Below are 22,351 nucleotides of genomic sequence, written 5' to 3'. Positions count from 1 at the left end.
GCTCGGATTCCCGATAAGGGTCTCCGACAACTATCTCCCACAACTATCTCAATAATTCAGTGAGTATCATCATGACGTTGCGTAAGGCGCCCCTCATTCATCCTGTCCGCTTCTTCGTCACTGCTCTGGTCCTGATGTGGCTGGCGGGTTGCCAGCTTCAGCCACCGGAGCCGCCCGACGAGGACAAAGCGGTGATCGACCGCATGCTGGTTCTGATCGAAGAACGCCTGGACGTGGCCCCGGTCGTGGCGCAAGCGAAGTGGAACTCCGGCGCGTCCATCGAAGCCCCCGAACGCGAGGCGCGAATTCTCGACCAGGTGACGGCGCAAGCCGGTGAGGCCGGCGTCGAGGAGGACTTTGCCCGACGCTTCTTCGAGAAGCAGTTCGAGGCCAGCAAGCAGGTTCAACGCCGCCTGCACCACCAGTGGCTGCAGGAAGGTCGCTCGCCCTTCGCCGATCCGCCCGACCTCGCCGAGGACGTGCGTCCGGTGCTCGACCGGCTGACCCCGCAGCTGATCGAGGCGCTGGCCGACATCGAGCGTGTCGCGGAGGTCGAGGGGACGGGCCGCTACCTCGAGCGACGCGCGGCGGAGCTGATTCGGGACGACTTCGACGGCGAGCCGCGCGACGTCTCCATCCAGCCATTGGTGGAGCGCCTCACACCCTAGAGGCGGGAAGAGGGGCTAGAGCGTCCAGGCAGCGGGATGTCCCGCCTTGAGTACGCCCTGCTCGTCCCAATCATCCCAGCCGGCGAAGGGAATCGGCGCCTCGTCGTTGAGCCCCTCCAGCCGCTGCCCCCAGGCCGCCTTCTCCGCTTCCAGGCGCTCACGGAATGCCGCCGCGTTCTGGTAGCTGAGCCCGCCGCCCTGCACCCCGTAGGTGACCTGGGGCGGCAGTACCCGCACCCCGAGGTAGTAAAGCGAGTAGTGGATCGGCCACAGCAGCGTCACGATATGGCCGCTTCGGCCGTGGCGAGAGAAGGTCGGCGCCGGGGCGCCGGTGGTCACCGAGAGCATCACGCTCTTCTCGGGGAAGCGGCCGCGGTCGTAACGCATCCTGCCGGAATAGAGCCCGCCGTAGACGAACACCCGATCGAACCAGCCCTTGAGCATGGCCGGTTGGGCGTGCCACCACAGCGGAAACTGCAGAATCACCAAATCGGCGCGCTCCAACCGCTCGATCTCGCGCCGCACGTCAGCGGGTAGGGCGCCACTCTCGAAGGCGTTGCGCTGCTCGGTGAGCGGAAAGAAGGTGTCGGGCTCGGCGCGCTCGGGGTAATGCGCCGCGCCTTCCACCGGATCGAAACCTTCTGCGTAGAGATCTGAGACCTCGACGCTGTAGCCTTGCTGCTGCAGGGAGTCGACGGCGACATCCTTAAGCGCGCCGTTGAAGGAACGCGGCTCGGGGTGGCAAAACACGATCAGGGCATGCATCTCAGGACTCCGGTTGGCGACATGTGCATTGCCTCCAGGCTATGCTGTACCCTGAAAAACCGATATTCCCAAAGTATGACAACCAACTTTGCATATCTGAACGCCACTGATCAGTGACTGAGAGAGCGTCTGAGTGCGTACTCAGGTTCATACGCCTGTCACAATGGTAATCTCGACTTTAGCAGCACCTTCCCGCGCAGATCTGGCCTTCTGGTATTCCTCGGAGTGATAGCAATCGAGCGCCTGCTGGTAACTGGGAAACTCGATAATGACGCTCCGCTGAGGGGTGTCGCGTCCCTCCATGGCGGTACATTGGCCCCCTCGAGCAAGAAAACTGGCACCGAAGCGAGCGAAGGCCTCCGGGGCCAAAGCCTGATAGGCAGCATAGGCCTGCGGGTCAGTTATGGTGACATTGGCAATCCAGTAGCCTTTGGGCATGAGGTCCTCCGGTGGGTAGTGACTGTTTGTATTATGGTATGCCAAAATGCTGGCGAGTCCTATGCTCATACCAATCAATACGTACTAAGTGGACCGGAACCGTTATGGCATTCGATCGAGTCGAAGACATCGTCGAGGACATCCGTCAGGGGCGCATGGTGATCCTGCTCGACGATGAGGATCGTGAGAACGAGGGGGACCTCGTCATGGCCGCGGGCCACGTCACCCCTGACGCCATCAATTTCATGGCGACACATGCTCGCGGTCTGATCTGCCTGACGCTGAGTGGCGCGCGCTGCGACCAGTTGGGGCTATGGCCGATGGTCGAGAACAACGGTTCCGGTTTTGCCACCGCCTTCACGGTTTCCATCGAGGCCCGCGAGGGTGTGACCACCGGCATCTCCGCGGCGGATCGGGCGGCCACGGTGAAGGCAGCAGTGGCACCGAACGCCCAGCCCAGGGATCTGGTCCAGCCCGGCCATGTCTTTCCGTTGCGCGCCCACGACGGTGGCGTGCTGAGCCGTGCAGGCCACACCGAGGCCGGATGCGACCTGGCGCGCCTGGCCGGGCTGGAACCAGCTGCAGTGATCGTAGAGATCATGAACGATGACGGCAGCATGGCGCGGCGTCCCGAACTGGAGTCCTTCGCGCGTCGACACGAATTGCGCATCGGTACTATTGCCGACCTGATCCAGTATCGCCTGGCTACTGAAAAGACGGTGCTACCAACGGGGCAGGAACCCCTGCAGACCGTGCATGGTGAGTTCACCCTGCATACCTACGAAGACACCATCAGCGGTGAGGCGCATCTGGCACTAACCATGGGGGAGATGGAGGCCGGCATGCCGACGTTGGTGCGAGTACATGTGATGGATCCGCTACGCGACCTGGTGGGGGCCGAGTATCAAGGCCCCCGGGCGTGGTCGTTATGGTCCTCATTGGAGGCAGTGGCGGCAGAGCACCACGGTGTCGTCGTCATACTCGCCAGCCATGAGTCGTCGCAGAGCCTGCTAACGCGGGCCACTCGGCTCAACAAGCCGCGCAACGACAGCTCTTCTCCCCGGCACTATTCCTCCACGGGGACCGGCTCGCAGATCCTCGCCGATCTCGGTGTCGGCAAGCTGCGGCTCATGGGGGCTCCCTTGAACTACAAGGGCCTGGCGGGCTTCGAGCTGGAGGTGGTGGAAATTGTCTCGCCGCCCTAATAGAAGAGCATTGGCACATGACGCATGAAGAGCCGGGCGGCGCTAACGCATGAAGTGGATGGCGCCGCTTTCCATACTGCCGCTATAGATGCCGTAGATGCCCCCGGCGTGCTCGTCGATATAGCGCTCCAGGATCTGGCGAATGGCAGGGTAGAAGATCTCTTCCCAGGGAATCTCTTCCGGGTGGAACCACTTCACGTCCAGTGTCTCGTGGCCTGGAGAGGCGCTCCATTCCTGCAGACGTGCACGATAGATGATGTAAAGTTCGTTGGTTGGCGGAACGCTGAAGATCGAGTAGGGGGTCAGTATCTCGGTCTGGATCCCGGTTTCCTCCATCACTTCGCGTTGCGCGGCTTCCTCGACACTTTCCCCTCGCTCCATGAAGCCTGCCGGCAGGGTCCAGGTACCCACGCGTGGTGGGATGCCTCGCTGACATAGCAACAGGCGTCCTTCCCGTTCGATGATGGCGCCGGCAATCACCTTGGGATTGTCATAATAGACAAAGCCACAGGCACCGCAGTAAAGACGTTCATGGGTATCGTCTTTGGGGATACCGCGGGCAAGAGGATGGTGGCCGCAACGGCAGCAATAGAGGTGCATGGTGCCTCGCTACAAATGAGGAGCTACGCGCAGAGGCGGTGTGATCGGTTCCGCTGACTCGCCACTCTTGGCCGCCAGAACTGCCAGGGCGACCTTGGCGGCCGCCTGGATATGCGCTACGCATGCTTCATGAGCGGCGACTGGATCTCGGGCCTTGATCGCTTCCATAATGCGCATCATTTCACGGAAGCTATCGAGGGAACGCTCCTTCTGGGATACCGATGTCGCCCGCAGGTAGTTGACGCGTGCCTGCAGTTGGCTGAGGATCTGGCCGGCGATACGGTTGCCCGCCCCTTCGTAGAGCATTCCATAGAAGTCGCTGACGGCCTCGACGATCTCGTTGGTATCGCCTTCGCGGAGCGTTTCCTTGAGGATCTCCCAGGCATGCTCCAGTTCCGCCATCTGGCGCCGAGTGGCCTTCTGGGTAAACAGCTGAACCACCGTGCTTTCCAGCATGCAACGCAGTTCGTAGATATCGCGAGCGTCCTCGAGCGTGATCACGGCGACGCGCGGCCCTCGGGTGCCGGAATGCTCCACCAGACCCTCGGCCTCGAGCTGGCGCAAGGCTTCGCGCACCGAGGTGCGACTGACTCCCAGTCGCTCGCATAGATCGCGCTCCACTAGACGGTCGCCAGGCAGCAACTGGAAGGTCATGATGGCCTGACGAAGCTTGTCGACCACGATCTCGCGGAGGGTAGGCTGATTTCGCGTGACCCTAAGGCTGTCATCCCGTAGCGCTCTTCGCATCGTTACATCTCCTGATCCAGAGAGTCGCGCCATTGCCGGACTCCCAGGCTATAGCTCACCCATTTCGCTCAATACCTCACGGGCGGTACGGAAGGCATCGATGGCCGCCGGCACCCCGCAGTAGACCGCCGTTTGCAGCAGAATCTCACGGATCTCCTCGACGCTGAGACCGTTGTTGATCGCTCCGCGGACGTGCAGGCGCAGTTCGTGAGGGCGGTTCAGGGCGGTAATCATGGCCAAGTTTATCACGCTACGATCGCGGTCACTGAGGCCTGGGCGCTGCCACACTTCACCCCAGCAGTATTCGGTTACCAGTTGCTGGAGTGGCCGAGTGAAATCGTCTGCATTGTGGATCGACTGGTCGACGTACTCGGCGCCGAGTACGTGGCGGCGTTTTTCCAGGCCTTTTTCGAAGCATTCTTGCGACATCTGTAATACCTCGCTGCGTGTTGTCAGGCTGTCGCGGGCGACAGGCGGAAGGTATCGGGTAGCTTGTCCATTTTGCCTCGACAGTACAAAAGCGGGTCCAGTCTGTCGTCACCGAGCCATAACGTCTGTACCTCTCCCACGACGATGGCGTGATCGCCACCCGGGTAATCTTCCCACAGCCGACATTCCAGGTAGGCCGTGGCGCCGTCAAGAATGGCGTTGCCATGCTCTGAGCGATGCCAGGCGACTCCCTCGACCTTGTCGCGCCCCTTAACGGCGAAACGGTAGGCGACGGCCTGCTGGTCATGGCCGAGAATGTGCACGGCAAAACGGCCGGTTCGCTTGATGACGGGATAGGAGTCCGATCCCAGGCTAGGACATATCAGGATCAAGGGAGGGGCCATGGAAACCGCCGAGAAAGCGCTGGCGGTGAACCCTACCAAGCTGCCATCTTCGTTGAGGGCCGTAACGACGGTTACGCCTGTCGGGAAGGCGCCGAGAACTTGCTTGTAATGTTGGGTATCGATCATGGTTCGCTCCGTACTCAACGCATGATGAAGGGATCAGGCATGGGCTGGGTGGACAAGTTGATCCACAGGGTCTTGAGTTCGGTGTAATCGTGTACGGCGTTGATACCGCCTTCGCGACCGTAGCCGCTGGCACCGAAGCCGCCGATCGGTGCCATGGCCGAGACGGCGCGATAGGTGTTGACCCACAGGATGCCGGCGCGAATGTCGCGGCTCAGGCGATGAGCGCGCCCGACATCCTGGGTCCAGATACCGGCGGCCAAGCCGAACTGGCTGTCATTGGCCAATCTCAGCGCTTCGGCCTCGTCATCGAAGGGAATGGCCGCCACCACTGGACCGAACACTTCTTCCTGCATGATGGGCATGTCGTGCGTCGTGCAGGCCAGGATCGTTGGGGTGTAATACCAACCTTCCGCAATGTCGGGGCGCCTGCCGCCGTAGATCAGTTGCGCGCCATCGGCTTGGGCCTGGGCAACCATGCGCTCGACGGTCTCCAGTTGGGCCTGGGTCGCCATGGGTCCCATTTCGGTCTCGGGGTCCGAGGGGGCGCCGATGCGGATGGTTTGTGCCCGCTCGCGAAGGCGCTCGATGACCTCGTCATAGATGCTGCGCTGAACCAGCAGGCGCGATCCCGCCACGCAGCTCTGCCCGGAGGCGGCAAATACCCCGGCCACCACGCCATTGATGGCACTGTCCAGGTCGGCATCTTCGAACAGGATATTGGGCGACTTGCCACCCAGCTCCAGCGACAGCTTGGCGAAGTTTTCGGCGCTGCTGCGAACGATGTGGCGGGCTGCATTGGCACCGCCGGTAAAGGCGATCTTGCGCACCAGTGGGTGGCTGGTGAGCGCCGCCCCCGAGGTTGGTCCGAAGCCGGTGACCAGATTGACCACACCAGGGGGAAAGCCGGCCTGTTCGACCAGACGCATCAGCTTGATCAGGCTCGCCGAGGCATGCTCCGAGGGCTTGATGACCACTGTGTTACCGGCCGCCAGCGCCGGCGCGAGCTTGATGGCGGTGAGGTACAGGGGACTGTTCCATGGCACGATGGCCGCCACCACGCCCAGCGGAACCCGCACGGTGGCACCGAACAAGTCCGTTTTGTCCAGTGGCAGGGTTTCGCCGACGACCTTGTCAGCCAGACCGGCGTTGTAAAAAAAGAACTCAGGAAGGTAGCCGACCTGACCGCGCGTTTCGCGAATCAACTTGCCGTTGTCGCGGCTCTCCAACTGAGCGAGTTCCTCGCCGTGCTCGGCGATCAACTGGCCGAGTCGGTACAGCAGCTTGCCGCGCGCCGTGGCGGTCAGGCCGGCCCAGGCGGGGGCCTCGAAGGCTTGCTGAGCGGCGCGTATGGCGTCATCGACGTCATCGATGCCGGCGTCCGGTACTCGGCACCACGCCTTGCCGGTCGCGGGATCGTAACTGTCGAAGGTAGTGCCGGAGCGAGCAGCGACCCATTCTCCATCGATGTACATGGATAGCGTATCAAGACTCATTGGAATACCTCCTTGGATGGGGCGTTGGCCAATGCCTTGGCAAGAAAGCGCAGCAGCACGGCGTTGACGGCTTCATGGTCCTCCATGGGCACCATATGCCGTTGGCCGGGGAAAATATGCACCTCGGCATTGGGGAGGTGGCCTGCCAGGGCATGCGCCATGCGAGGCGTGGATCCTGGATCCAACTCGCCGGTGGCGACCAGGACCGGCACACGGATCGTCTGCAGGCGCTCGGTACCGAAGCGGTCCTCGGTCCCGAACAGGGCATAGCTGCGGTAATACCCTTGAGGATGGTTGCTGCTGACGATCTCATGGATCTCGGTGATCCGTTCGGGGTAGGCCCGATGGAAGGCTGGGCTGAACCAGCGTTTCAATGCTGCGCCGACATTGGCCGCGGGGCCCCGTTCCCGGGCCTGGGCCAGGCGTTGACGGACCCCTGAGCGTTCATTCGCGTCACGATCGAAGACGCTGGAAAGGACCACCATCGCAGTCAGGCGCTGCGGGTGGCGCAGGGCAAAAGCGCGCGCCACCAGCCCGCCCATCGAGAAGCCCACCACGGCAACCCGCTCGAGTCCCAGGTGGTCGAGCAGTGATGCCAACTGGTCCGCGTAGTCATCCAACTCGGCATCTTCCCGCGGCAGGGCGCTGTCACCATGACCGAGCATGTCGTAGACGATGACGTCATGGCGTTGTGCCAATGCCTCGACTTGCGACCGCCACATGGTGGCATCGAGGCCCACGCCATGGATGAGGACGACTGATGAGCCCTGGCCCTGGCGCCAGAAACGGGTGCCATCGGGAGTCTTGCACGCCTTGGTGAGCTCCATGCTGCCTCCTCGATGCTCAGTCGTTGCTGCCGGCCTGCTCGGCCTCGGCGGCAAGTTCTTGCAGATCCTGATAGCGGTTGCCGATACGCGGGTGCAGACGACCGCCATCGGCGGCGCCCAGAGCGACGACGATCTCGTCATGACGTGGAGCGTCTTCGATGCGCATTTCCAGGGTGACATAATGCGAGCGGAAGCCCTCGTCGTGCTTGTGCATCATCGGGATCTGGATTGAGCTGCCCGGCCCGCCACGCTTGTTGGTGAAGCTCAGATAGCTCTTCGCACCCACGGCATCGCGATAATGGTTGCCGAAACGCAGGGTGTGAATGATCGCCGAGGCGTGTTCGATCTCACCATCGGCGCCGATTACCGCCGCCTTGCCATACGCCTCGATGGCATCGCCATCGATCTCCTTCAGTACCAGCTGGACGAGCTGCTGGCCGAGCGCAGAGCAGCCATGGCGGATCTCGGGCGCCAGGTCTTCGACGAAGCCTCGGCCGTGCCAGGGGTTGGCGATCACCGCTGCCACGCCAAGCATGGTTACGGGGCGCTCTCCTCGCTTGCCTCCCTCGATGTAGGTCGTCTCGCGGTAGGTCGCAATCTTGCGAATTTCAAAGCCCATCGTCGTCTCCCTCGGTCTGCCCTGTTCTGTGGCGGCCACTGTTTCTTGAATCTTGGCATACCATAATACCAAAAAAAGAATCCGACAACTCTTGCTCGGCGATCAGCTGCATTCGGGAGAGATTACCTGAGAGCATTACTTGATTAACATATTGATTTAAATATAAATAATTTTAGAAAAAAAGAGGCGAATAGGGACGAAAAGGAATAAGTGCTTGCGTATTGTATTATGGCATACCAGAATGCTGTCGAATCATCGCTGCCGGTAAGGCTCGATGTATCGCCAGGCTCGCATGCCTTCCAGGCATAGCCACAACTGAATAGCCATAACGACAAGACAACCTACAGGGAGAGACTCCCCATGCCAGACTCTCGACAGGCCACCCCAAGGCGCGGTGTGTTTGCCGGCGTGGACAGGACCATGGCGATCGCTTCGACAGCGATGGTGGTCGCCTTCGTCCTCTTCACCGTGCTGCAGCCAGCGCTGGCCAACAGCATTTACCAGGCCGTGAAGCAGTTCATCGAACAGGAGCTCGGCTGGTATTACATCCTGACGGTGAATGTGGTGCTGATCGTCACCATCGGGATCATTTTCAGCCCCTATGGCAAGTTACGCCTTGGAAACGACGATGAGCGTCCCGAGTTCTCCAACTTCACCTGGTTCGCCATGTTGTTCAGCGCGGCGGTAGGGACAGGGCTGCTGTTCTGGAGCATCGCCGAGCCCCTGAGCCACCTGCAGGGCAACCCGTTCATTGCCATGAACGGCGTCGAGCCCTACTCGATGGAAGCGGCTCAGACGGCCCTTAGCATCACTATCTTCCACTGGGGGCTGCACGGCTGGGCGATCTATATTCTGGTCGGAGCCATCCTGGCCTATTTCGCCTATCGCAAAGGTCTGCCATTGACCATCCGCTCGGCGTTCTACCCACTGCTTGGCGAGCGCATTCACGGGCCGATCGGCCATGCCATCGACCTGCTGGCCATCTTCGCCACGCTGTTCGGTACCGCCACGACCCTGGGGCTCGGGGTCTCGCAGATGAATGCCGGGCTGAATAGCCTGTTCGGTATGGAAATCAGCAGTACCAATCAGGTTCTGCTAGTACTGGGCGTCACCGTGATGGCGACCCTCTCGGCCGTCTCCGGGCTGAAGAAAGGCATTCGGCTACTGAGCGAATGGAACATCTATCTCAGCATGATCCTGTTCGCCTTCTTCGTCCTGGCCGGGCCGACCATCTTCCTGCTGGCCACCTTCACCAACAGCCTGGGCGATTATCTATCCAACGTCGTCTCCATGGGGTTCTGGACCAATTCCGATCCCGAGAGCCAGTGGCAGGGTTGGTGGACCCTTTTCTACTGGGGATGGTGGCTCGCCTGGGGCCCTTATGTGGGTATTTTCATCGCTCGTATATCGCGTGGACGCACCCTTCGTGAAGTACTGCTTGGGGGCATGCTGGCCGCCACGCTGGGCGCGATGACTTGGATCGTCATCTTCGGAGGTACGGCGCTGCATCTGCAGCTGTTCGGCGGCGTTGATCTTGCCGCAGTAGCCAATACGGACGTGACCAAGGTGTTGTTCCAGACCATTGCCGCCTTGGACGTGCCGTGGGCCACCACCTTCATGATTGGCATGGCGACGGTGATGATCGTTACCTGGTTCGTGACGTCCGCCGATTCGGGCACGCTGGTCATCTGCACCATCCTGGCCAAGGGTAACCCACATCCCCCGCAGCTTTATCGGGTGATCTGGGGCCTGGGCCTCGGCGCCACCTCCGCCGTACTGCTGCTGGCCGGAGGTCTGGAGGCACTGCAAACGGCTGCCATCGCAGCGGCGTTTCCCTTCTCGCTGGCCTTGCTGATCATGGCGTACTGCATGATCAAGGCGCTGAGCGAAGAGGGGCGTGAAGCCGAACTGGCCACAAGAAGACGGACCGAAGCGTCCTAACGATATTTGTCAGGAGAATCGAGATGCAGTTTTCCCTCTTTCTGCACATGGAACGCTACCAAGAGCATGAGAGTCACCGGCAGCTGTTCGAGGAGCTCTGCGAGTTGGTGAAGATCGCCGAGGCGGGAGGTTTCCGTACCGCCTGGATCGGCGAGCACCATGGCATGCAATACACTTCGTCGCCGAGCCCAACCGCTCAACTAGCATATCTGGCCGCCAAGACCGAACGTATCCGCCTGGGGGCGGGTACTTTCGTGGCGCCGTTCTGGGACCCGATCCGCCTGGCGGGTGAAGCCGCCATGCTCGATGTGATAAGCGATGGCCGGCTCGAGTTCGGCATCGCCCGTGGCGCCTACCAGTTCGAGTTCGACCGTCTTGCCGATGGCATGTCGGCGGCGGATGGCGGCCAGGCGCTGCGCGAGATGGTGCCGGCGATCCGCGGGCTTTGGCAGGGCGACTATGCGCATCAGGGCGACGTCTATCGCTTCCCCGTTACCACCAGCGTTCCCAAGCCGGTTCAGTCCTCGCTGCCTCCGATATGGATCGCCGCTCGCGACCCTAACTCCCACGACTTTGCCGTCAAGAACGGCTGCAATGTCATGGTAACGGCCTTGATGAAAGGCGATGAGGAAGTGGCCGACCTGGCGAGAAAGTTTGACACCGCCTGTGCCAACCATCCCGATGTGTCGCGCCCCGACCTGATGCTGTTGCGTCACACCTACGTGCATGAGGAGAGCGACCCGGAAGGCTGGAGGAAAGGCGCCAAGGCTCTCAATCTCTTCTATCGCTACTTCATGGCCTGGTTCAAAAACGACCAGCAGGCGGTCGACGGCTTCTTCGAGCCCGTTCCCGAGGAAGCCGTGGCTGATAATCCTGAGTTCGCGTTGGGAAGCCTGCGTCGCAACATGATGATCGGCACGCCGAGTGAACTGGTCGATCGGCTCAAGGGCTATGAGCGGTTGGGCATCACTGAGTACAGCTTCTGGACCGACAATACGTTGCCCTTCGAAGAGAAGAAGCGCTCACTCGAGCTGTTCATCAATGAGGTCATGCCGCACTTTCGTTGATCATGGGTGAAAGCCAACTGCCCAGACGCAACGTGCACCTGGAGTCGATAATGACATTGCAACTGAAAGATCCGGGACTGCTGAAGACCCAGGCTTATATCGATGGCCAGTGGATGGACGGCTCCGTCGGTGACAGCTTCGAGGTGACCAATCCCGCTACCGGAGACGTCATCGCCAGGATGGCGAGCGTTGGTGCGGCGGAGACCCGGCTCGCCATCGAGGCGGCGCACCGCGCCTTGCCGGCCTGGCAGGCGAAGACCGCCAAGGAGCGTAGTGCGATCCTGCGTCGCTGGCATGACCTGATGCTGGCGCACCAGGACGACCTGGCGCTGATCATGACCAGCGAGCAGGGCAAACCTCTCACCGAGGCCAGGGGCGAGGTGGCCTACGGGGCGTCATTCATCGAATGGTTCGCCGAGGAGGCGAAGCGCGTCTATGGCGATGTGATTCCGACCTTCGCCAATGATCGCCGCCTGGTCACCATCAAGCAGCCGGTGGGGGTGGTGGCAGCCATCACGCCCTGGAATTTCCCCAATGCCATGCTGGCCCGCAAGGCGGCGCCTGCGTTGGCGGTGGGCTGCACCTTCGTCATGAAGCCGGCCAAGGAAACCCCGCTGTCTGCTTTGGCCATGGTCGAGCTCGCCGAGCGTGCCGGGATTCCGGCTGGCGTGCTGAACCTGGTGATGGGGGACAGTGCCAGCGTGATCGGTAACGAGCTGACTGGCAGCCCCCTGGTGCGCAAGGTGACCTTCACCGGCTCGACTCCGGTGGGCAAGCTGCTGCTCAAGCAGTGCGCCGAGAGTGTGAAGAAGGTGTCCATGGAGTTGGGCGGCAATGCCCCGGTCATCGTGTTCGACGATGCGGACCTGGACCAGGCCGTCGCCGGAGCGGTGGCCTCCAAGTACCGCAATGCGGGCCAGACCTGTATCTGTGCCAACCGCATCCTGGTGCAGGATGGTGTATACGACGCCTTCGTCGAGAAGTTCACTACAGCAGTGAACGCGCTCAAGGTCGGCAACGGCCTGGACGAGGGCGTGACCATGGGGCCGCTGGTGAGCGAGCGGGCGGTAAGAGAGGTGCATGGGCTGGTCGAAGATGCCTTGGCCCAGGGCGCCAGGGCGACGACAGGTGGCTCGCCCGACAGCCGGGGCGCCTGCTTCTATCAACCCACCGTGCTGACCGACGTCAACCGCGACATGCGAGTGTTTCGCGAAGAGATCTTCGGGCCGGTCGCGCCAATCTTTCGCTTCAAGGACGAGGCCGAAGCCATTGCCATGGCCAATGACACCGAGGTGGGTCTCGCCTCCTATCTCTATACCCGCGATGTCGGCCGCGTTTGGCGCGTCTCCGAAGGAATCGAATACGGTATGGTCGGCGTCAACGAAGTGGGCATCTCCAGCGAGGTCATTCCCTTTGGTGGCATCAAGGAATCGGGGCTCGGCCGTGAAGGCTCGAAGTATGGGCTCGAGGATTATCTGGAGGTGAAGTACATCTGCATGGGAGGGTTGGATAGTTGATTGCATCTCAGGCGGTGTGCTGGCCTACATGATTGCCTTCTGACTATGTTGTACGCTTGCGATCAGGCATTCCTCAGGAAAGGAAGAGAGGCTTGCATACATGAACAAACCGCAAGTGAGGACTTCCATGAAAGCCGTGGTCTACGAGGCCTTTTCCGCCCCGCCGCAAATCCGGCAACTGCCCGACCCGACGCCGGAGGCGCATGGCGTCGTGGTCAGGGTAATGGCGACGGGCGTGTGCCGCAGCGACTGGCACGGCTGGATGGGGCACGATCCCGACATTCGGCTTCCCCACGTGCCGGGACACGAACTGGCGGGCATCGTCGAGGCGGTGGGCAAGGACGTGAAGCAATGGCGCGTGGGGGATCGCGTCACGGTGCCGTTCGTTGGCGGCTGCGGCAGCTGCCCCGAGTGCTACTCGGGGAATCACCAGGTCTGCGATAGTCAGTTCCAGCCTGGCTTCACCCACTGGGGCTCCTTCGCCCAGTATGTCGGTATCCATCATGCCGACATCAACCTGGTGGCCTTGCCGGAGACGCTGGACTTCGCCACGGCGGCTAGCCTGGGCTGCCGCTTCGTGACCTCGTTTCGCGCCGTGGTCGACCAGGGTAAGGCATCTGCCGGGCAGTGGGTGGCGGTGCACGGCTGCGGCGGTGTCGGCCTCTCCGCGATCATGATCGCCAACGCCGTGGGCGCCAACGTGGTGGCCGTCGACATCTCGGCCGAGAAACTCCAGTTGGCCCATGAATTGGGCGCGGTGGCCACCGTGAACGCAACCGATGTGGCAGACGTCGCCGAGGCGGTCATCGAGGTGACGCGGGGCGGTGCCCACGTGTCGCTGGATGCGCTGGGACACCCCACCACCTGTTTCAATTCGATCAGCAATTTGCGCAAGCGCGGCAAGCACGTTCAGGTCGGGCTCATGCTGGCCGATCACAGCACGCCGGCCATTCCGATGAGCAAGGTGATCGCCAACGAGCTCGAGATTCTGGGCAGCCACGGCATGCAGGCCTATCGCTACGGCGCCATGCTCGACATGATCCAGACCGACAAGCTTTCGCCCGAGAAGCTGGTCGGCCAGAGGATCAGCCTGGAACAGTCGATCGAGGCGCTGACGAGCATGGACGAGTTCCAAGGCGTCGGCGTGACCGTGGTCACCGAATTCTGAACAGTGACCGGAGCCGAGCCATGCTGACGGTCGGTGGGGGCAAATCGTGACCGAGCAGTCGCTGCAGTGGGACGACCTGCGCACAGTGCTGGCCATTGCCGAGACGGGAACCCTATCGGGCGCGGGGCGGCGCCTGGGGCTCAGTCACGCCACTCTGTTTCGGCGACTCAATGCCATCGAGGCACGCTTGGGCGTGGCGCTGTTCGAGCGCTCGCGCACGGGCTATGCGCCCACGCCGGCGGGCGAGGAGCTGGCCACCACGGCAGCCCGTGTCGAAACCGAGATAATGAGCGCCGAGCGGCGCCTGGTAGGGCGAGACCTGAGGCTCTCCGGCACCATTCGCGTGACTACCACGGACACTCTGCTGATAGGCTTGCTGTCGCCTCTTTTTGCCCGGTTCCAGAACGAGCATCCGCAGATCGAGTTGGAAATCGTCGTCTCCAACCAATTGTTCAATCTCTCCCAACGCGATGCCGATGTGGCGATACGCCCCACAGCCGCACCGCCCGAACACTTGGTGGGGCGGAGGGTCGGAAGCATTGCTCAAGCTGTCTATGCTCGCGCCGAGGCCGAAACAGAGAACTGGGTTGGTCCGGATCGCCATTTAGGGTATCCAGCGTTGGAGCGGTGGATGAAGGGGCGCGGGGCGAAGGGGCGGTGTCGTTATCGTGTCGATACCCTGCTCGGCATGCTGGCTGCCGCCCGTGACGGCCTGGGCTGGGCGGTGCTGCCTTGCTATTTGGCTGATGCTGACCCGGTTCTGATGCGCATCGGCGAGCCCATCCCCGAGCTGGCCACCGAGCTATGGCTGCTGACCCATCCGGACCTACGTCGAGTGGCACGTATTCGAGCCTTCATGGGGTTCGTCGCCGACGTCCTGAAGCAGGACGCCAGGCTGGCTTGAAGGCATGGCGTCTCTGGCGCTTACTTGTCATGGCATTTGTTATGTTATAACGTTATTTGTCGCATTTTCCAATCAGCGAGGAGATCCCCGCCCATGGCTCTGGCCACCCGACTCCCCGTCACCGTGCTCTCCGGCTTTCTCGGCGCCGGCAAGACCACGCTGCTCAACCACCTGCTTGCCAACCGCGAGGGTCGGCGCATCGCGGTGATCGTCAACGGCATGAGCGAGATCAACATCGACGCCGACCTGGTGCGCGGTACGCCCGGCTCGGGGGAGGAAGGGGAGGTCGCCCTCAACCGAGCCGAGGAGATGCTGGTGGAGATGAGCAACGGCTGCATCTGCTGCACCCTGCGCGAGGACCTGCTGATCGAGGTCGAGCGGCTGGCCCGCGAGGGGCGCTTCGACCAGTTGGTGATCGAGTCCACCGGCATCTCCGAGCCGCTGCCGGTGGCCGAGACCTTCACCTTCGAGGATGAACAGGGCCGCAGCCTCAACGAGATCGCCCGCCTCGACACCATGGTCACCGTGGTGGATGGCGCCAACTTCCTCGACCAGTACCACCAGGCGCAGTCGCTGGCCGAGGCGGGGGAGAGCCTCGGCGAGGAGGACGAGCGCAACGTTGCCGACCTGTTGGTGGACCAGATCGAGTTCTGCGACGTGCTGCTGATCAGCAAGAGCGACCTGATCGATGAGCAGCGCCTGGACGAACTCAAGGCGGTGCTGCACTCCCTCAACCCCGAGGCCGAGATCATCTCCATGCGCCACGGCCAGGTACCGCTGGACAAGGTGCTCGACACCGGGCGTTTCAGCTTCGAGCGCGCCCAGCGCGCGCCGGGCTGGCTCAAGGCGCTGCGCGGCGACCACACCCCGGAGACCGAGGAGTACGGCATCGCCAGCTTCGCCTATCGCGCCCGGCGGCCCTTCCACCCACAGAAATTCTTCGACCTGCTCCACGGCGACTGGCTGGGCGGCAACTTGCTGCGCTCCAAGGGCTTCTTCTGGCTCGCCTCGCGACCGCAACTGGTCGGCCAGTGGAGCCAGGCCGGCGGCGTGGCGCACTACGGCTTCGTCGGCACGTTCTGGAAGGCGGTACCGGAGGCACGCTGGCCCCAGGACCCGGAGTACCGCGCCGCGATCATGGCGCACTGGGAGGAGCCCTTCGGCGACAAGCGCCAGGAGCTGGTCTTCATCGGCCAGAACCTGGATCGCGAAGGCATCGTCCGCGCCTTGGACGCCTGCCTGCTCGGCGACGAGGAGATGGCCGCCGGCCTGGAAGCCTGGGCCAAGCTGCCCGATCCCTTTCCCGAATGGCCTTGATGTCACTCAAAAAAATTACGATATAACATCACTAAAGAGGATGTGGAGAACGCTTGTGAGCGCTGCGAACGCAGTCGTTCGTAGGCGCCCTCTCAAGGGAACCCTGATGAAGAAATCTACTGCCTACGCCTGGCTGGGCCTGCTCGCGGCCCCGGCCATGTTCGACGTTGCCGCGGCGCAATCACAGACACAGCCTGCGCTGGAGCCCCTGGTGGTGACCGCCACCCGCACCGGGATCCGCCGCGAGGAGGCGCCCACCGGTTACTCCGAGATCGGCCGCGAGGATCTTCAGCGCACGCCGGCGGCGACGCTGGCCGACATGCTGCGCGATGTGCCGGGTATCTCGCTGGAAGAAGAGCGCGATGGTCGCAGCCTGATCAGCGTGCGCGGCCTCAATCCCGAGCACACCCTGATCCTGCTCAATGGCCGCCGGCTCAACGTTACCGACGAGCTGATCGGCCACAGCGACTTCCGCATGGCGCAGATTCCCGTGGCCGCCATCGAGCGCATCGAGGTGGTGCGCGGGCCCACCTCGTCGCTCTACGGGGCCGACGCCCTGGGCGGCGTGATCAACGTCATCACCCGCACGCCGGAGGAATGGACCACCACCCTGGGCACGCGCTACGGCTGGGTGGACCGCCAGAGCGGCGGCAGCGAGCGTGTCGCCAGCCTGTTCACCGGTGGGCCGATCGGCGAGCGGGTGGGGGCCACCTTCGGCCTGGACGTGTACGACCGCAGTCCGGCCCGCGACCGCCAGGACCCGGAGATGGATCACCGCGAGGGGCGCGACGCCTTCACCGGCTACGGCAGCCTCGACTTCCGCCCCAACGAGGCGAGTCGCTGGGAGCTGTTCCTCAACGTCAGCGACGACGAGCGCGACACCACCACCGGGCCGGGCCCCGACGACTGGCGCGAACTGGACCTGCAACGCTACAGCGTCGGCATTCGCCACGACTACCAGGGCGATACCTGGAGCTCGCGGGTCGATCTCTACCGCTCGCGCAGCGACTCCGAGGAGGTCCAGCTCTCCCGCGAGGAAGTGCACACCGACGACGTGCTGGATATCAGCGCCAGCCGCGACTGGGGCGGGCACCACACCCTCACCCTGGCCGGCGACGTACGCTTCGAGAGCTTCCAGCGCGAGCGCGCGGGAGCCCAGGAGCTGGACGAGAGCGTGCGCCACCGTGGCGCCCTGGTGCAGAACCGCAGCTACCTGCTGGACGACCGCCTGATCCTCACCCTGGGCACGCGGCTCGACGACCATAGCCGCTACGACAGCCAATTGAGCCCGCGCGTGGGCGGCGTCTACGCCCTTACCGACCATACCCGGCTGAAGGCGGACTATGCCCGGGGCTACGCCGCTCCGGACCTGCGCCGCTCCTCGCCGGACTTCATCGGCGGCCCGCCCATGCCGTGGCTGGAGTTCGTCGGCAATCCCGACCTCGAACCTGAACGCACCGACAGCTACGCCCTCGGCATCGAGCACGACGCCGGACCCTGGCACGCCTCGGCGACGCTGTTCCGCAACGACGTCAAGGACCTGATCGACGCCGCCTGCATCGCCAACTGCGGCAGCCGCAGCCCCATGGCGCCGGAGATCCGCGAGTACAGCAACGTCGAGCGGGCGCGCACCCAGGGGGTGGAGCTGGAGGCGGGCTGGCGGCCCGGCGAGACCTGGCGGCTGCGCGGCAACTACACCTACCTGGAGGCCCGCGACCGTCAGACCGACCAGCGCCTGGTGCGCCGCCCCCGCCAGCGGTTCAACCTGCTGGCCGAGGCGGAACTGTGGCCGGGCGGCCGGCTCAACCTGCGCGGCGAATACATCGGCGACCAGCGCATCCATGACGAGAACGCCTCCGGCTACACCCTGTGGCATGCCGGGGTCCGCCAGGAACTGACGCCGCAGCTTAGCCTGCGCGCCGGCGTCGAGAACCTCACCGACCGGCAACTGTACGAGGTGGACGACGCCTACGGCCATGAGATCCGCGGGCGCTTCTATCACGCTTCAGTGAATTGGGAGTTTTGATGGCTATACGTGGCATGTGGGGCATTTTTCCCAGGGTGTTGATAGGGGTATTGGCGTTGGTGGCGTGCCTGCTCTTCAGCGCGGCGGCGAGCGCTGCCGAGCCCCGCCTGTCGCTGATCGCCAACAATCCGGTGCGCCCCGGCCTGCTGAGCCAGATGGAGGCGCTGGGGCGGGAGGCGGGGGTGAGGGTGGAGGCGCACCACGCCCATGAGCTGGGCGGCAGCGCCGAGCGGCTGGAGGTCGGGGCCGACCTGACGCTGTTCTTCGCCCCGGCCCACGAGCGCGACGACCAGGCGCTGGTGGAGGCACTGCGCGCCCGCGCCGCCGAGTTGGGCGCGAAGGCGGTCTTCGTCCAACGCGACGAGGTGAGCGCCGTGGGCGTGGCGCCGGAACGGGCGGAGCGGCTCGCCGACTACCTGAGCGAGGGCGGCCCCGGCAACCTGCGGGCCTTCTTCGCCTACCTCACCGGCCCGCTGCTGGGGCGGCATGACGAGGCGGTGCCCGAGCCGCGGCGCTTTCCCGACCTCGGCATCTACCACCCCCGCTACGATGGCCTTATCTTCGACGACCTGGGCGCCTACCGGCAGTGGTATGCGCAAGCATCGGGACATGACTGGCCGCTCCGGGCCCCGGTGATCGGCGTAGCGGTGCACGACAGCCACGTGCGCTACGGCCTCACCGACTGGATCGACGCCACCGTCGCCCATGTCGAGGCGGCCGGCGCGGTGCCGCTGGTGTTCTACTTTCCTGAGATGGCCCCGCCGGAACACGGCATGGCGGCGCTGCTGCGCGAGAACGGAGAAACCGTCGTCGACGCCCTGCTCAACTACCGCATCACCCTCAATCCCGAAGGGCGCCGCGACGACCTCGAACGCTTGGGTGTGCCGGTACTGCAGGGGCTCTATACGCCCGGCGACGAAGCCGAGTGGCGCGCCGACCCCGAGGGCTATCCGCGCACCCGCACGCCGGTCTACTTCGCCACCGCCGAGATGGCGGGCATCACCGACCCCACGGTGGTCGCCGCCGAGCGCGCCAGTGACCGGCAACTGGTACCCATCGAGCCGGAACTGGGCAGTCTGGTGCGCCGGGCGCTCAACCACGCCGCCCTGGCGCGTCTGGACAACGCCGACAAGCGGCTCGGCATCTACCTCTACAACTACCCGCCGGGGCGCGGCAACTTCTCCGCCTCCCACCTCAACGTGCCGGAGAGCCTGGCGGCCTTCTCCGCCGCGCTGGAAGAGGCCGGTTACGCGGTACGCGCCGTGGAAGCGCAGCGACTCGTGGAGGCGGGGCGGCAACTGGTCAATATCTTCTATCCCGTACCCCCGGATGGGCCAGAACGTCAGGCCGGGCCAGAACCCCGGAGCGGTCCAGAACGTGACGAGGCGCGGGCGGCCCTGGAGGCCCTGGAGCAAGCCGGGCTGGCCGAGCGCTTTCCGATGGCGGAGTACCTGGCCTGGCTGGAGCGCCAGGACCCGGCGCTGCGCGACGCGGTGGAAGCGCAGTGGGGCGGCGTCGAGCGGGCCCGCACCTGGGTGGAGGACGACGGCGAGGCGTATTTCGTCATCCCGCGCCTGAGCCTCGGCAACGCCGTGGTGCTGCCCCAGCCGCCGCGCCATGTGCACGGCGAAGGGGCGGAGCACGCCCACGGCTATCACGACACTGACCTGCCCTTCAGCCACGACTACCTGGCCGGCTACGCCTGGCTGCAGGCACGCTTCGGCGCCCACGCGCTGATCCACTTCGGCACCCACGGCACGGCGGAGTACGGCCCCGGCAAGGCGCGCGGCCTGGCCCGTGGCGATGCGTCCCACACGGTGATTGGCGAGCTGCCGCACGTCTATCCCTACATCGTCGACAACCTCGCCGAGGCGACCCTGGCCCGGCGCCGCGCCCGGGCCACCATCGTCTCCCACCAGACGCCGCCCTTCGCTCCCGCGGCGCTCTACTTCGAACTGGTGGACCTGCACGACCTGGTCCACGACTGGGAGCAGATGGACGACGGCCCGGCGCGGCGGCGGGTCGGCGAGCGTATCCTCGAACTGGGCGAGGAGCTGGGCGTGAACGACGACCTGGGCCACGGCGGCAGTGTCGGCGAGGCGGCATTTCCCGCCTATCTGGAGCGGCTGCACGACTATATCCACGAGCTCGCCGTGCAGAGCGAGCCGCTGGGGCTGCACACCTTCGGCCGGCCGGCGCGGGACGAGCACCTGATCTCCACCGTGATGCAGATGCTCGGCGAGCCCTATTACAGCGTGCTGGAGGCGGACGCCCACGCGCGCGAGGAGCTGTTCAGCGGCGACGCCGAAAACGCGGTGCAAGATTCCCTGCCCTACCAGGTGCTCCACCGGGCGCTGATCGAAGGGGCGCCCAGCGACGACCCGGCGCTGCAACCCTGGATCGAGGGCGGTACTGCGTATCTCGCCGACCTGCGCCAACAGAACGAACTGCCCGCCCTGCTGGCGGCGCTGGAAGGGCGCTTCATCGAGCCCTCGGTCGGGGGCGACCCGCTGCGCAACCCGGACTCGCTGCCCACCGGGCGCAACCTCTACGGCTTCGACCCCTCGCGGGTGCCCACCCGCGCCGCCTACCAGACCGGCGCCGAGCTGTTCGAGGAACTGCTCGCCGGGCATATCGAGGCCCATGGCCGGCCGCCCCGGCGCATCGCCTTCTCGCTATGGGCCATGGAGGCGATGCGTCACCACGGCGTGATCGAAGGGCAGGCGCTGGCGGCGCTGGGCGTCGAGCCGCGCTGGGACGAACGCGGGCGCCTGGCCGGGGTGCGCGTGATTCCCCAGGAGGAGCTGGGGCGCCCGCGGGTGGACGTGGTGCTGCAAGCCACCGGCCTCTATCGTGACTCCTTCGCCGACGCCATGGCGCTGCTGGCCGAGGCCGTGGCGGAGGTGGCGGCGCTGGACGAACCGGACAACCCGGTGCGCCACGCCAGCCGGGTGCTGGAGAACCGGCTGCGGGCGGCGGGGCTCGACGCCGAGGACGCCCGGCGGCTCTCCCGGGCGCGGCTGTTCTCCTCCGCCAGCGGCGAATACGGCAGCGGCATGGCGGATGTCGCCGCCGACGTGGATGCCTGGTCCGGCGCCGAGGGCAACGACGAAGCGGCGCTGGGGCGGGTCTTCCTGGAGCGCTTCGATCACGTCTACGGCCCCGACCCGGCCCACTGGGGCGAGCGGGTGCCCCAGCTCGACCTCTTCGCCACGCAACTCGCCGGGGTGGAGAGCGCCGTGCTGGCGCGCAGCTCCAACCTCTTCGGCCTGCTCAGCACCGACGACCCCTTCTCCTACCTGGGCGGGCTCTCCGCCGCCGTGCACGCCGCGGGCGGCGAGCGGCCGGCGCTGATGATCAGCAACCTGCGCGACCCCGGCGCCGGGCGCATCGAAACGGCCAGCCACTTCCTCTCCCGCGAGCTGCGCACCCGATATCACCACCCGCGCTGGCTGACCAGCATGATGGAAGAGGGCTACGCCGGCACCACCCAACTGCAGGCCACCGTGGACAACCTCTGGGGCTGGCAGGCCACCGCGCCGGAGATGGTGCGCGACGACCAGTGGCAGCGCTTCCACGACATCTATCTGCGCGACGCCTATGAACTGGGGCTGGAGGCGTGGTTTCGCGAGCACAACCCGGAAGCCTTCCTCAACATGACCGAGCGGATGCTGGACGCGGTGCGCACCGGTCATTGGGACGCGGACGACGCCACCCGGCGCTCCCTGGCCGAACTGCACCGGGAGTGGCGCCAGCTCGCCGAGCACGTGCCCACCAGCGCCGCGCGGGAAGCCTTTATCGCCGATCTGGCGACGGACTTCGATAGCGAGAGAGAGAACAACGAAGCGGCAACCGGCTTCGGGCGGGAAGGCCAGGCGCCGCAAGCGGTGCCGGTGGTGGGCGAACTCATCCAGCCGTTACCGGAAGCGCCTCCCGAGCCCGGCCAGGCCGGCGCAAGCCCCCTGTGGCGGGAGCTGGCCTATCTCATCGCGCTGGCGCTGCTGGTCGCGGCGGGCATGGCGCACCAGTGGCGGCGCGCCCACGCGCACTCCCCCTCCATCCATCAATCCATGCAACTTTGACCATGAAA

At 64.5% G+C, this 22,351-nt stretch carries 19 protein-coding genes; 10 read left to right on the top strand and 9 right to left on the bottom strand.

What is annotated here, in order from left to right; genetic code table 11:
* Positions 1-71 precede the first annotated feature (71 nt).
* Positions 72-668 carry a gamma subclass chorismate mutase AroQ gene (gene aroQ / locus F0A17_RS11485; RefSeq protein ID WP_149328477.1) on the top strand — a complete coding sequence of 199 codons (597 nt, stop codon included), beginning with the start codon at positions 72-74 and terminating at the stop codon, positions 666-668.
* 15 nt (positions 669-683) lie between these two features.
* On the opposite strand, the gene F0A17_RS11480 is transcribed toward aroQ, so the two are convergent.
* The gene (locus F0A17_RS11480) at positions 684-1,433 is read right to left on the bottom strand and encodes an NAD(P)H-dependent oxidoreductase (RefSeq protein ID WP_149328476.1); all 750 of its coding nucleotides are present in this window, start codon (positions 1,431-1,433) and stop codon (positions 684-686) included.
* A gap of 147 nt (positions 1,434-1,580) precedes the next feature.
* Positions 1,581-1,871 (bottom strand): DUF1330 domain-containing protein, encoded by a 291-nt coding sequence (locus F0A17_RS11475; RefSeq protein WP_149328475.1) that lies wholly within the window; start codon positions 1,869-1,871, stop codon positions 1,581-1,583.
* Between the two features lie 104 nt (positions 1,872-1,975).
* Here F0A17_RS11475 and ribBA point away from each other — a divergent pair, with 104 nt between their 5' ends.
* A complete protein-coding gene (ribBA, locus tag F0A17_RS11470) occupies positions 1,976-3,076 on the top strand; it encodes a bifunctional 3,4-dihydroxy-2-butanone-4-phosphate synthase/GTP cyclohydrolase II (protein ID WP_149328474.1) in 1,101 nt (366 codons plus the stop codon).
* Positions 3,077-3,118: 42 nt separating this feature from the next.
* Here ribBA and F0A17_RS11465 read toward each other — a convergent pair whose 3' ends face one another.
* From F0A17_RS11465 to F0A17_RS11435, 7 genes are read right to left on the bottom strand one after another with little or no spacing between them, the layout of a single operon-like run.
* On the bottom strand, positions 3,119-3,676 hold the full coding sequence (locus F0A17_RS11465; RefSeq protein WP_149328473.1) for an NUDIX hydrolase: 558 nt from the start codon (positions 3,674-3,676) through the stop codon (positions 3,119-3,121).
* A gap of 9 nt (positions 3,677-3,685) precedes the next feature.
* The gene (locus F0A17_RS11460; protein ID WP_149328472.1) at positions 3,686-4,423 is read right to left on the bottom strand and encodes a GntR family transcriptional regulator; all 738 of its coding nucleotides are present in this window, start codon (positions 4,421-4,423) and stop codon (positions 3,686-3,688) included.
* Positions 4,424-4,471: 48 nt separating this feature from the next.
* Complete coding sequence (locus F0A17_RS11455) at positions 4,472-4,852, bottom strand: carboxymuconolactone decarboxylase family protein (RefSeq protein WP_149328471.1); 381 nt, start codon at positions 4,850-4,852, stop codon at positions 4,472-4,474.
* Between the two features lie 23 nt (positions 4,853-4,875).
* Entirely contained in the window at positions 4,876-5,382 is a 507-nt protein-coding gene (locus tag F0A17_RS11450) for a flavin reductase family protein (RefSeq protein WP_149328470.1), read from the bottom strand.
* Positions 5,383-5,396: 14 nt separating this feature from the next.
* A complete protein-coding gene (locus F0A17_RS11445; RefSeq protein WP_149328469.1) occupies positions 5,397-6,875 on the bottom strand; it encodes an aldehyde dehydrogenase in 1,479 nt (492 codons plus the stop codon).
* Positions 6,872-7,702, bottom strand: coding sequence for an alpha/beta fold hydrolase (locus F0A17_RS11440; protein WP_149328468.1), 831 nt, complete (start codon positions 7,700-7,702; stop codon positions 6,872-6,874). Before F0A17_RS11440 ends, F0A17_RS11445 begins: the two co-directional genes overlap by 4 nt.
* A gap of 16 nt (positions 7,703-7,718) precedes the next feature.
* Positions 7,719-8,321, bottom strand: coding sequence for an amino acid synthesis family protein (locus tag F0A17_RS11435; protein WP_149328467.1), 603 nt, complete (start codon positions 8,319-8,321; stop codon positions 7,719-7,721).
* 360 nt (positions 8,322-8,681) lie between these two features.
* Here F0A17_RS11435 and F0A17_RS11430 point away from each other — a divergent pair, with 360 nt between their 5' ends.
* The 8 genes from F0A17_RS11430 (at position 8,682) to cobN (ending at position 22,343) form a co-directional block, all read left to right on the top strand.
* The gene (locus F0A17_RS11430) at positions 8,682-10,262 is read left to right on the top strand and encodes a BCCT family transporter (protein ID WP_149328466.1); all 1,581 of its coding nucleotides are present in this window, start codon (positions 8,682-8,684) and stop codon (positions 10,260-10,262) included.
* A gap of 23 nt (positions 10,263-10,285) precedes the next feature.
* A complete protein-coding gene (locus F0A17_RS11425) occupies positions 10,286-11,329 on the top strand; it encodes an LLM class flavin-dependent oxidoreductase (RefSeq protein ID WP_149328465.1) in 1,044 nt (347 codons plus the stop codon).
* Positions 11,330-11,379: 50 nt separating this feature from the next.
* Positions 11,380-12,846, top strand: a complete 1,467-nt coding sequence (locus F0A17_RS11420) for an NAD-dependent succinate-semialdehyde dehydrogenase (protein WP_149328464.1) — start codon at positions 11,380-11,382, stop codon at positions 12,844-12,846.
* Positions 12,847-12,973: 127 nt separating this feature from the next.
* Positions 12,974-14,014, top strand: coding sequence for a zinc-dependent alcohol dehydrogenase family protein (locus F0A17_RS11415; protein WP_149328801.1), 1,041 nt, complete (start codon positions 12,974-12,976; stop codon positions 14,012-14,014).
* Positions 14,015-14,060: 46 nt separating this feature from the next.
* Positions 14,061-14,918 carry a LysR family transcriptional regulator gene (locus F0A17_RS11410; RefSeq protein ID WP_149328463.1) on the top strand — a complete coding sequence of 286 codons (858 nt, stop codon included), beginning with the start codon at positions 14,061-14,063 and terminating at the stop codon, positions 14,916-14,918.
* Between the two features lie 93 nt (positions 14,919-15,011).
* The gene (gene zigA / locus F0A17_RS11405; RefSeq protein WP_149328462.1) at positions 15,012-16,235 is read left to right on the top strand and encodes a zinc metallochaperone GTPase ZigA; all 1,224 of its coding nucleotides are present in this window, start codon (positions 15,012-15,014) and stop codon (positions 16,233-16,235) included.
* Between the two features lie 106 nt (positions 16,236-16,341).
* The gene (locus F0A17_RS11400; RefSeq protein WP_149328461.1) at positions 16,342-18,261 is read left to right on the top strand and encodes a TonB-dependent receptor plug domain-containing protein; all 1,920 of its coding nucleotides are present in this window, start codon (positions 16,342-16,344) and stop codon (positions 18,259-18,261) included.
* Positions 18,261-22,343 carry a cobaltochelatase subunit CobN gene (gene cobN / locus F0A17_RS11395; RefSeq protein WP_228716891.1) on the top strand — a complete coding sequence of 1,361 codons (4,083 nt, stop codon included), beginning with the start codon at positions 18,261-18,263 and terminating at the stop codon, positions 22,341-22,343. The genes F0A17_RS11400 and cobN overlap by 1 nt, the downstream gene beginning before the upstream one ends.
* Positions 22,344-22,351: the final 8 nt, after the last annotated feature.

The sequence above is a fragment of the Billgrantia pellis genome (assembly GCF_008297955.1).
GTDB classification, from domain to species: domain Bacteria; phylum Pseudomonadota; class Gammaproteobacteria; order Pseudomonadales; family Halomonadaceae; genus Halomonas; species Halomonas pellis.
Note: the sequence above shows the minus strand (reverse complement) of the source record. Positions and strands in the feature narration are given on the sequence as shown.

Bases quoted from the DNA above. Each gene is read 5' to 3' on its own strand.
- aroQ (WP_149328477.1), top strand. From the start codon at position 72: ATGACGTTGCGTAAGGCGCCCCTCATTCATCCTGTCCGCTTCTTCGTC.
- F0A17_RS11480 (WP_149328476.1), bottom strand. From the start codon at position 1,433: ATGCATGCCCTGATCGTGTTTTGCCACCCCGAGCCGCGTTCCTTCAAC.
- F0A17_RS11475 (WP_149328475.1), bottom strand. From the start codon at position 1,871: ATGCCCAAAGGCTACTGGATTGCCAATGTCACCATAACTGACCCGCAG.
- ribBA (WP_149328474.1), top strand. From the start codon at position 1,976: ATGGCATTCGATCGAGTCGAAGACATCGTCGAGGACATCCGTCAGGGG.
- F0A17_RS11465 (WP_149328473.1), bottom strand. From the start codon at position 3,676: ATGCACCTCTATTGCTGCCGTTGCGGCCACCATCCTCTTGCCCGCGGT.
- F0A17_RS11460 (WP_149328472.1), bottom strand. From the start codon at position 4,423: ATGCGAAGAGCGCTACGGGATGACAGCCTTAGGGTCACGCGAAATCAG.
- F0A17_RS11455 (WP_149328471.1), bottom strand. From the start codon at position 4,852: ATGTCGCAAGAATGCTTCGAAAAAGGCCTGGAAAAACGCCGCCACGTA.
- F0A17_RS11450 (WP_149328470.1), bottom strand. From the start codon at position 5,382: ATGATCGATACCCAACATTACAAGCAAGTTCTCGGCGCCTTCCCGACA.
- F0A17_RS11445 (WP_149328469.1), bottom strand. From the start codon at position 6,875: ATGAGTCTTGATACGCTATCCATGTACATCGATGGAGAATGGGTCGCT.
- F0A17_RS11440 (WP_149328468.1), bottom strand. From the start codon at position 7,702: ATGGAGCTCACCAAGGCGTGCAAGACTCCCGATGGCACCCGTTTCTGG.
- F0A17_RS11435 (WP_149328467.1), bottom strand. From the start codon at position 8,321: ATGGGCTTTGAAATTCGCAAGATTGCGACCTACCGCGAGACGACCTAC.
- F0A17_RS11430 (WP_149328466.1), top strand. From the start codon at position 8,682: ATGCCAGACTCTCGACAGGCCACCCCAAGGCGCGGTGTGTTTGCCGGC.
- F0A17_RS11425 (WP_149328465.1), top strand. From the start codon at position 10,286: ATGCAGTTTTCCCTCTTTCTGCACATGGAACGCTACCAAGAGCATGAG.
- F0A17_RS11420 (WP_149328464.1), top strand. From the start codon at position 11,380: ATGACATTGCAACTGAAAGATCCGGGACTGCTGAAGACCCAGGCTTAT.
- F0A17_RS11415 (WP_149328801.1), top strand. From the start codon at position 12,974: ATGAAAGCCGTGGTCTACGAGGCCTTTTCCGCCCCGCCGCAAATCCGG.
- zigA (WP_149328462.1), top strand. From the start codon at position 15,012: ATGGCTCTGGCCACCCGACTCCCCGTCACCGTGCTCTCCGGCTTTCTC.
- F0A17_RS11400 (WP_149328461.1), top strand. From the start codon at position 16,342: ATGAAGAAATCTACTGCCTACGCCTGGCTGGGCCTGCTCGCGGCCCCG.
- cobN (WP_228716891.1), top strand. From the start codon at position 18,261: ATGGCTATACGTGGCATGTGGGGCATTTTTCCCAGGGTGTTGATAGGG.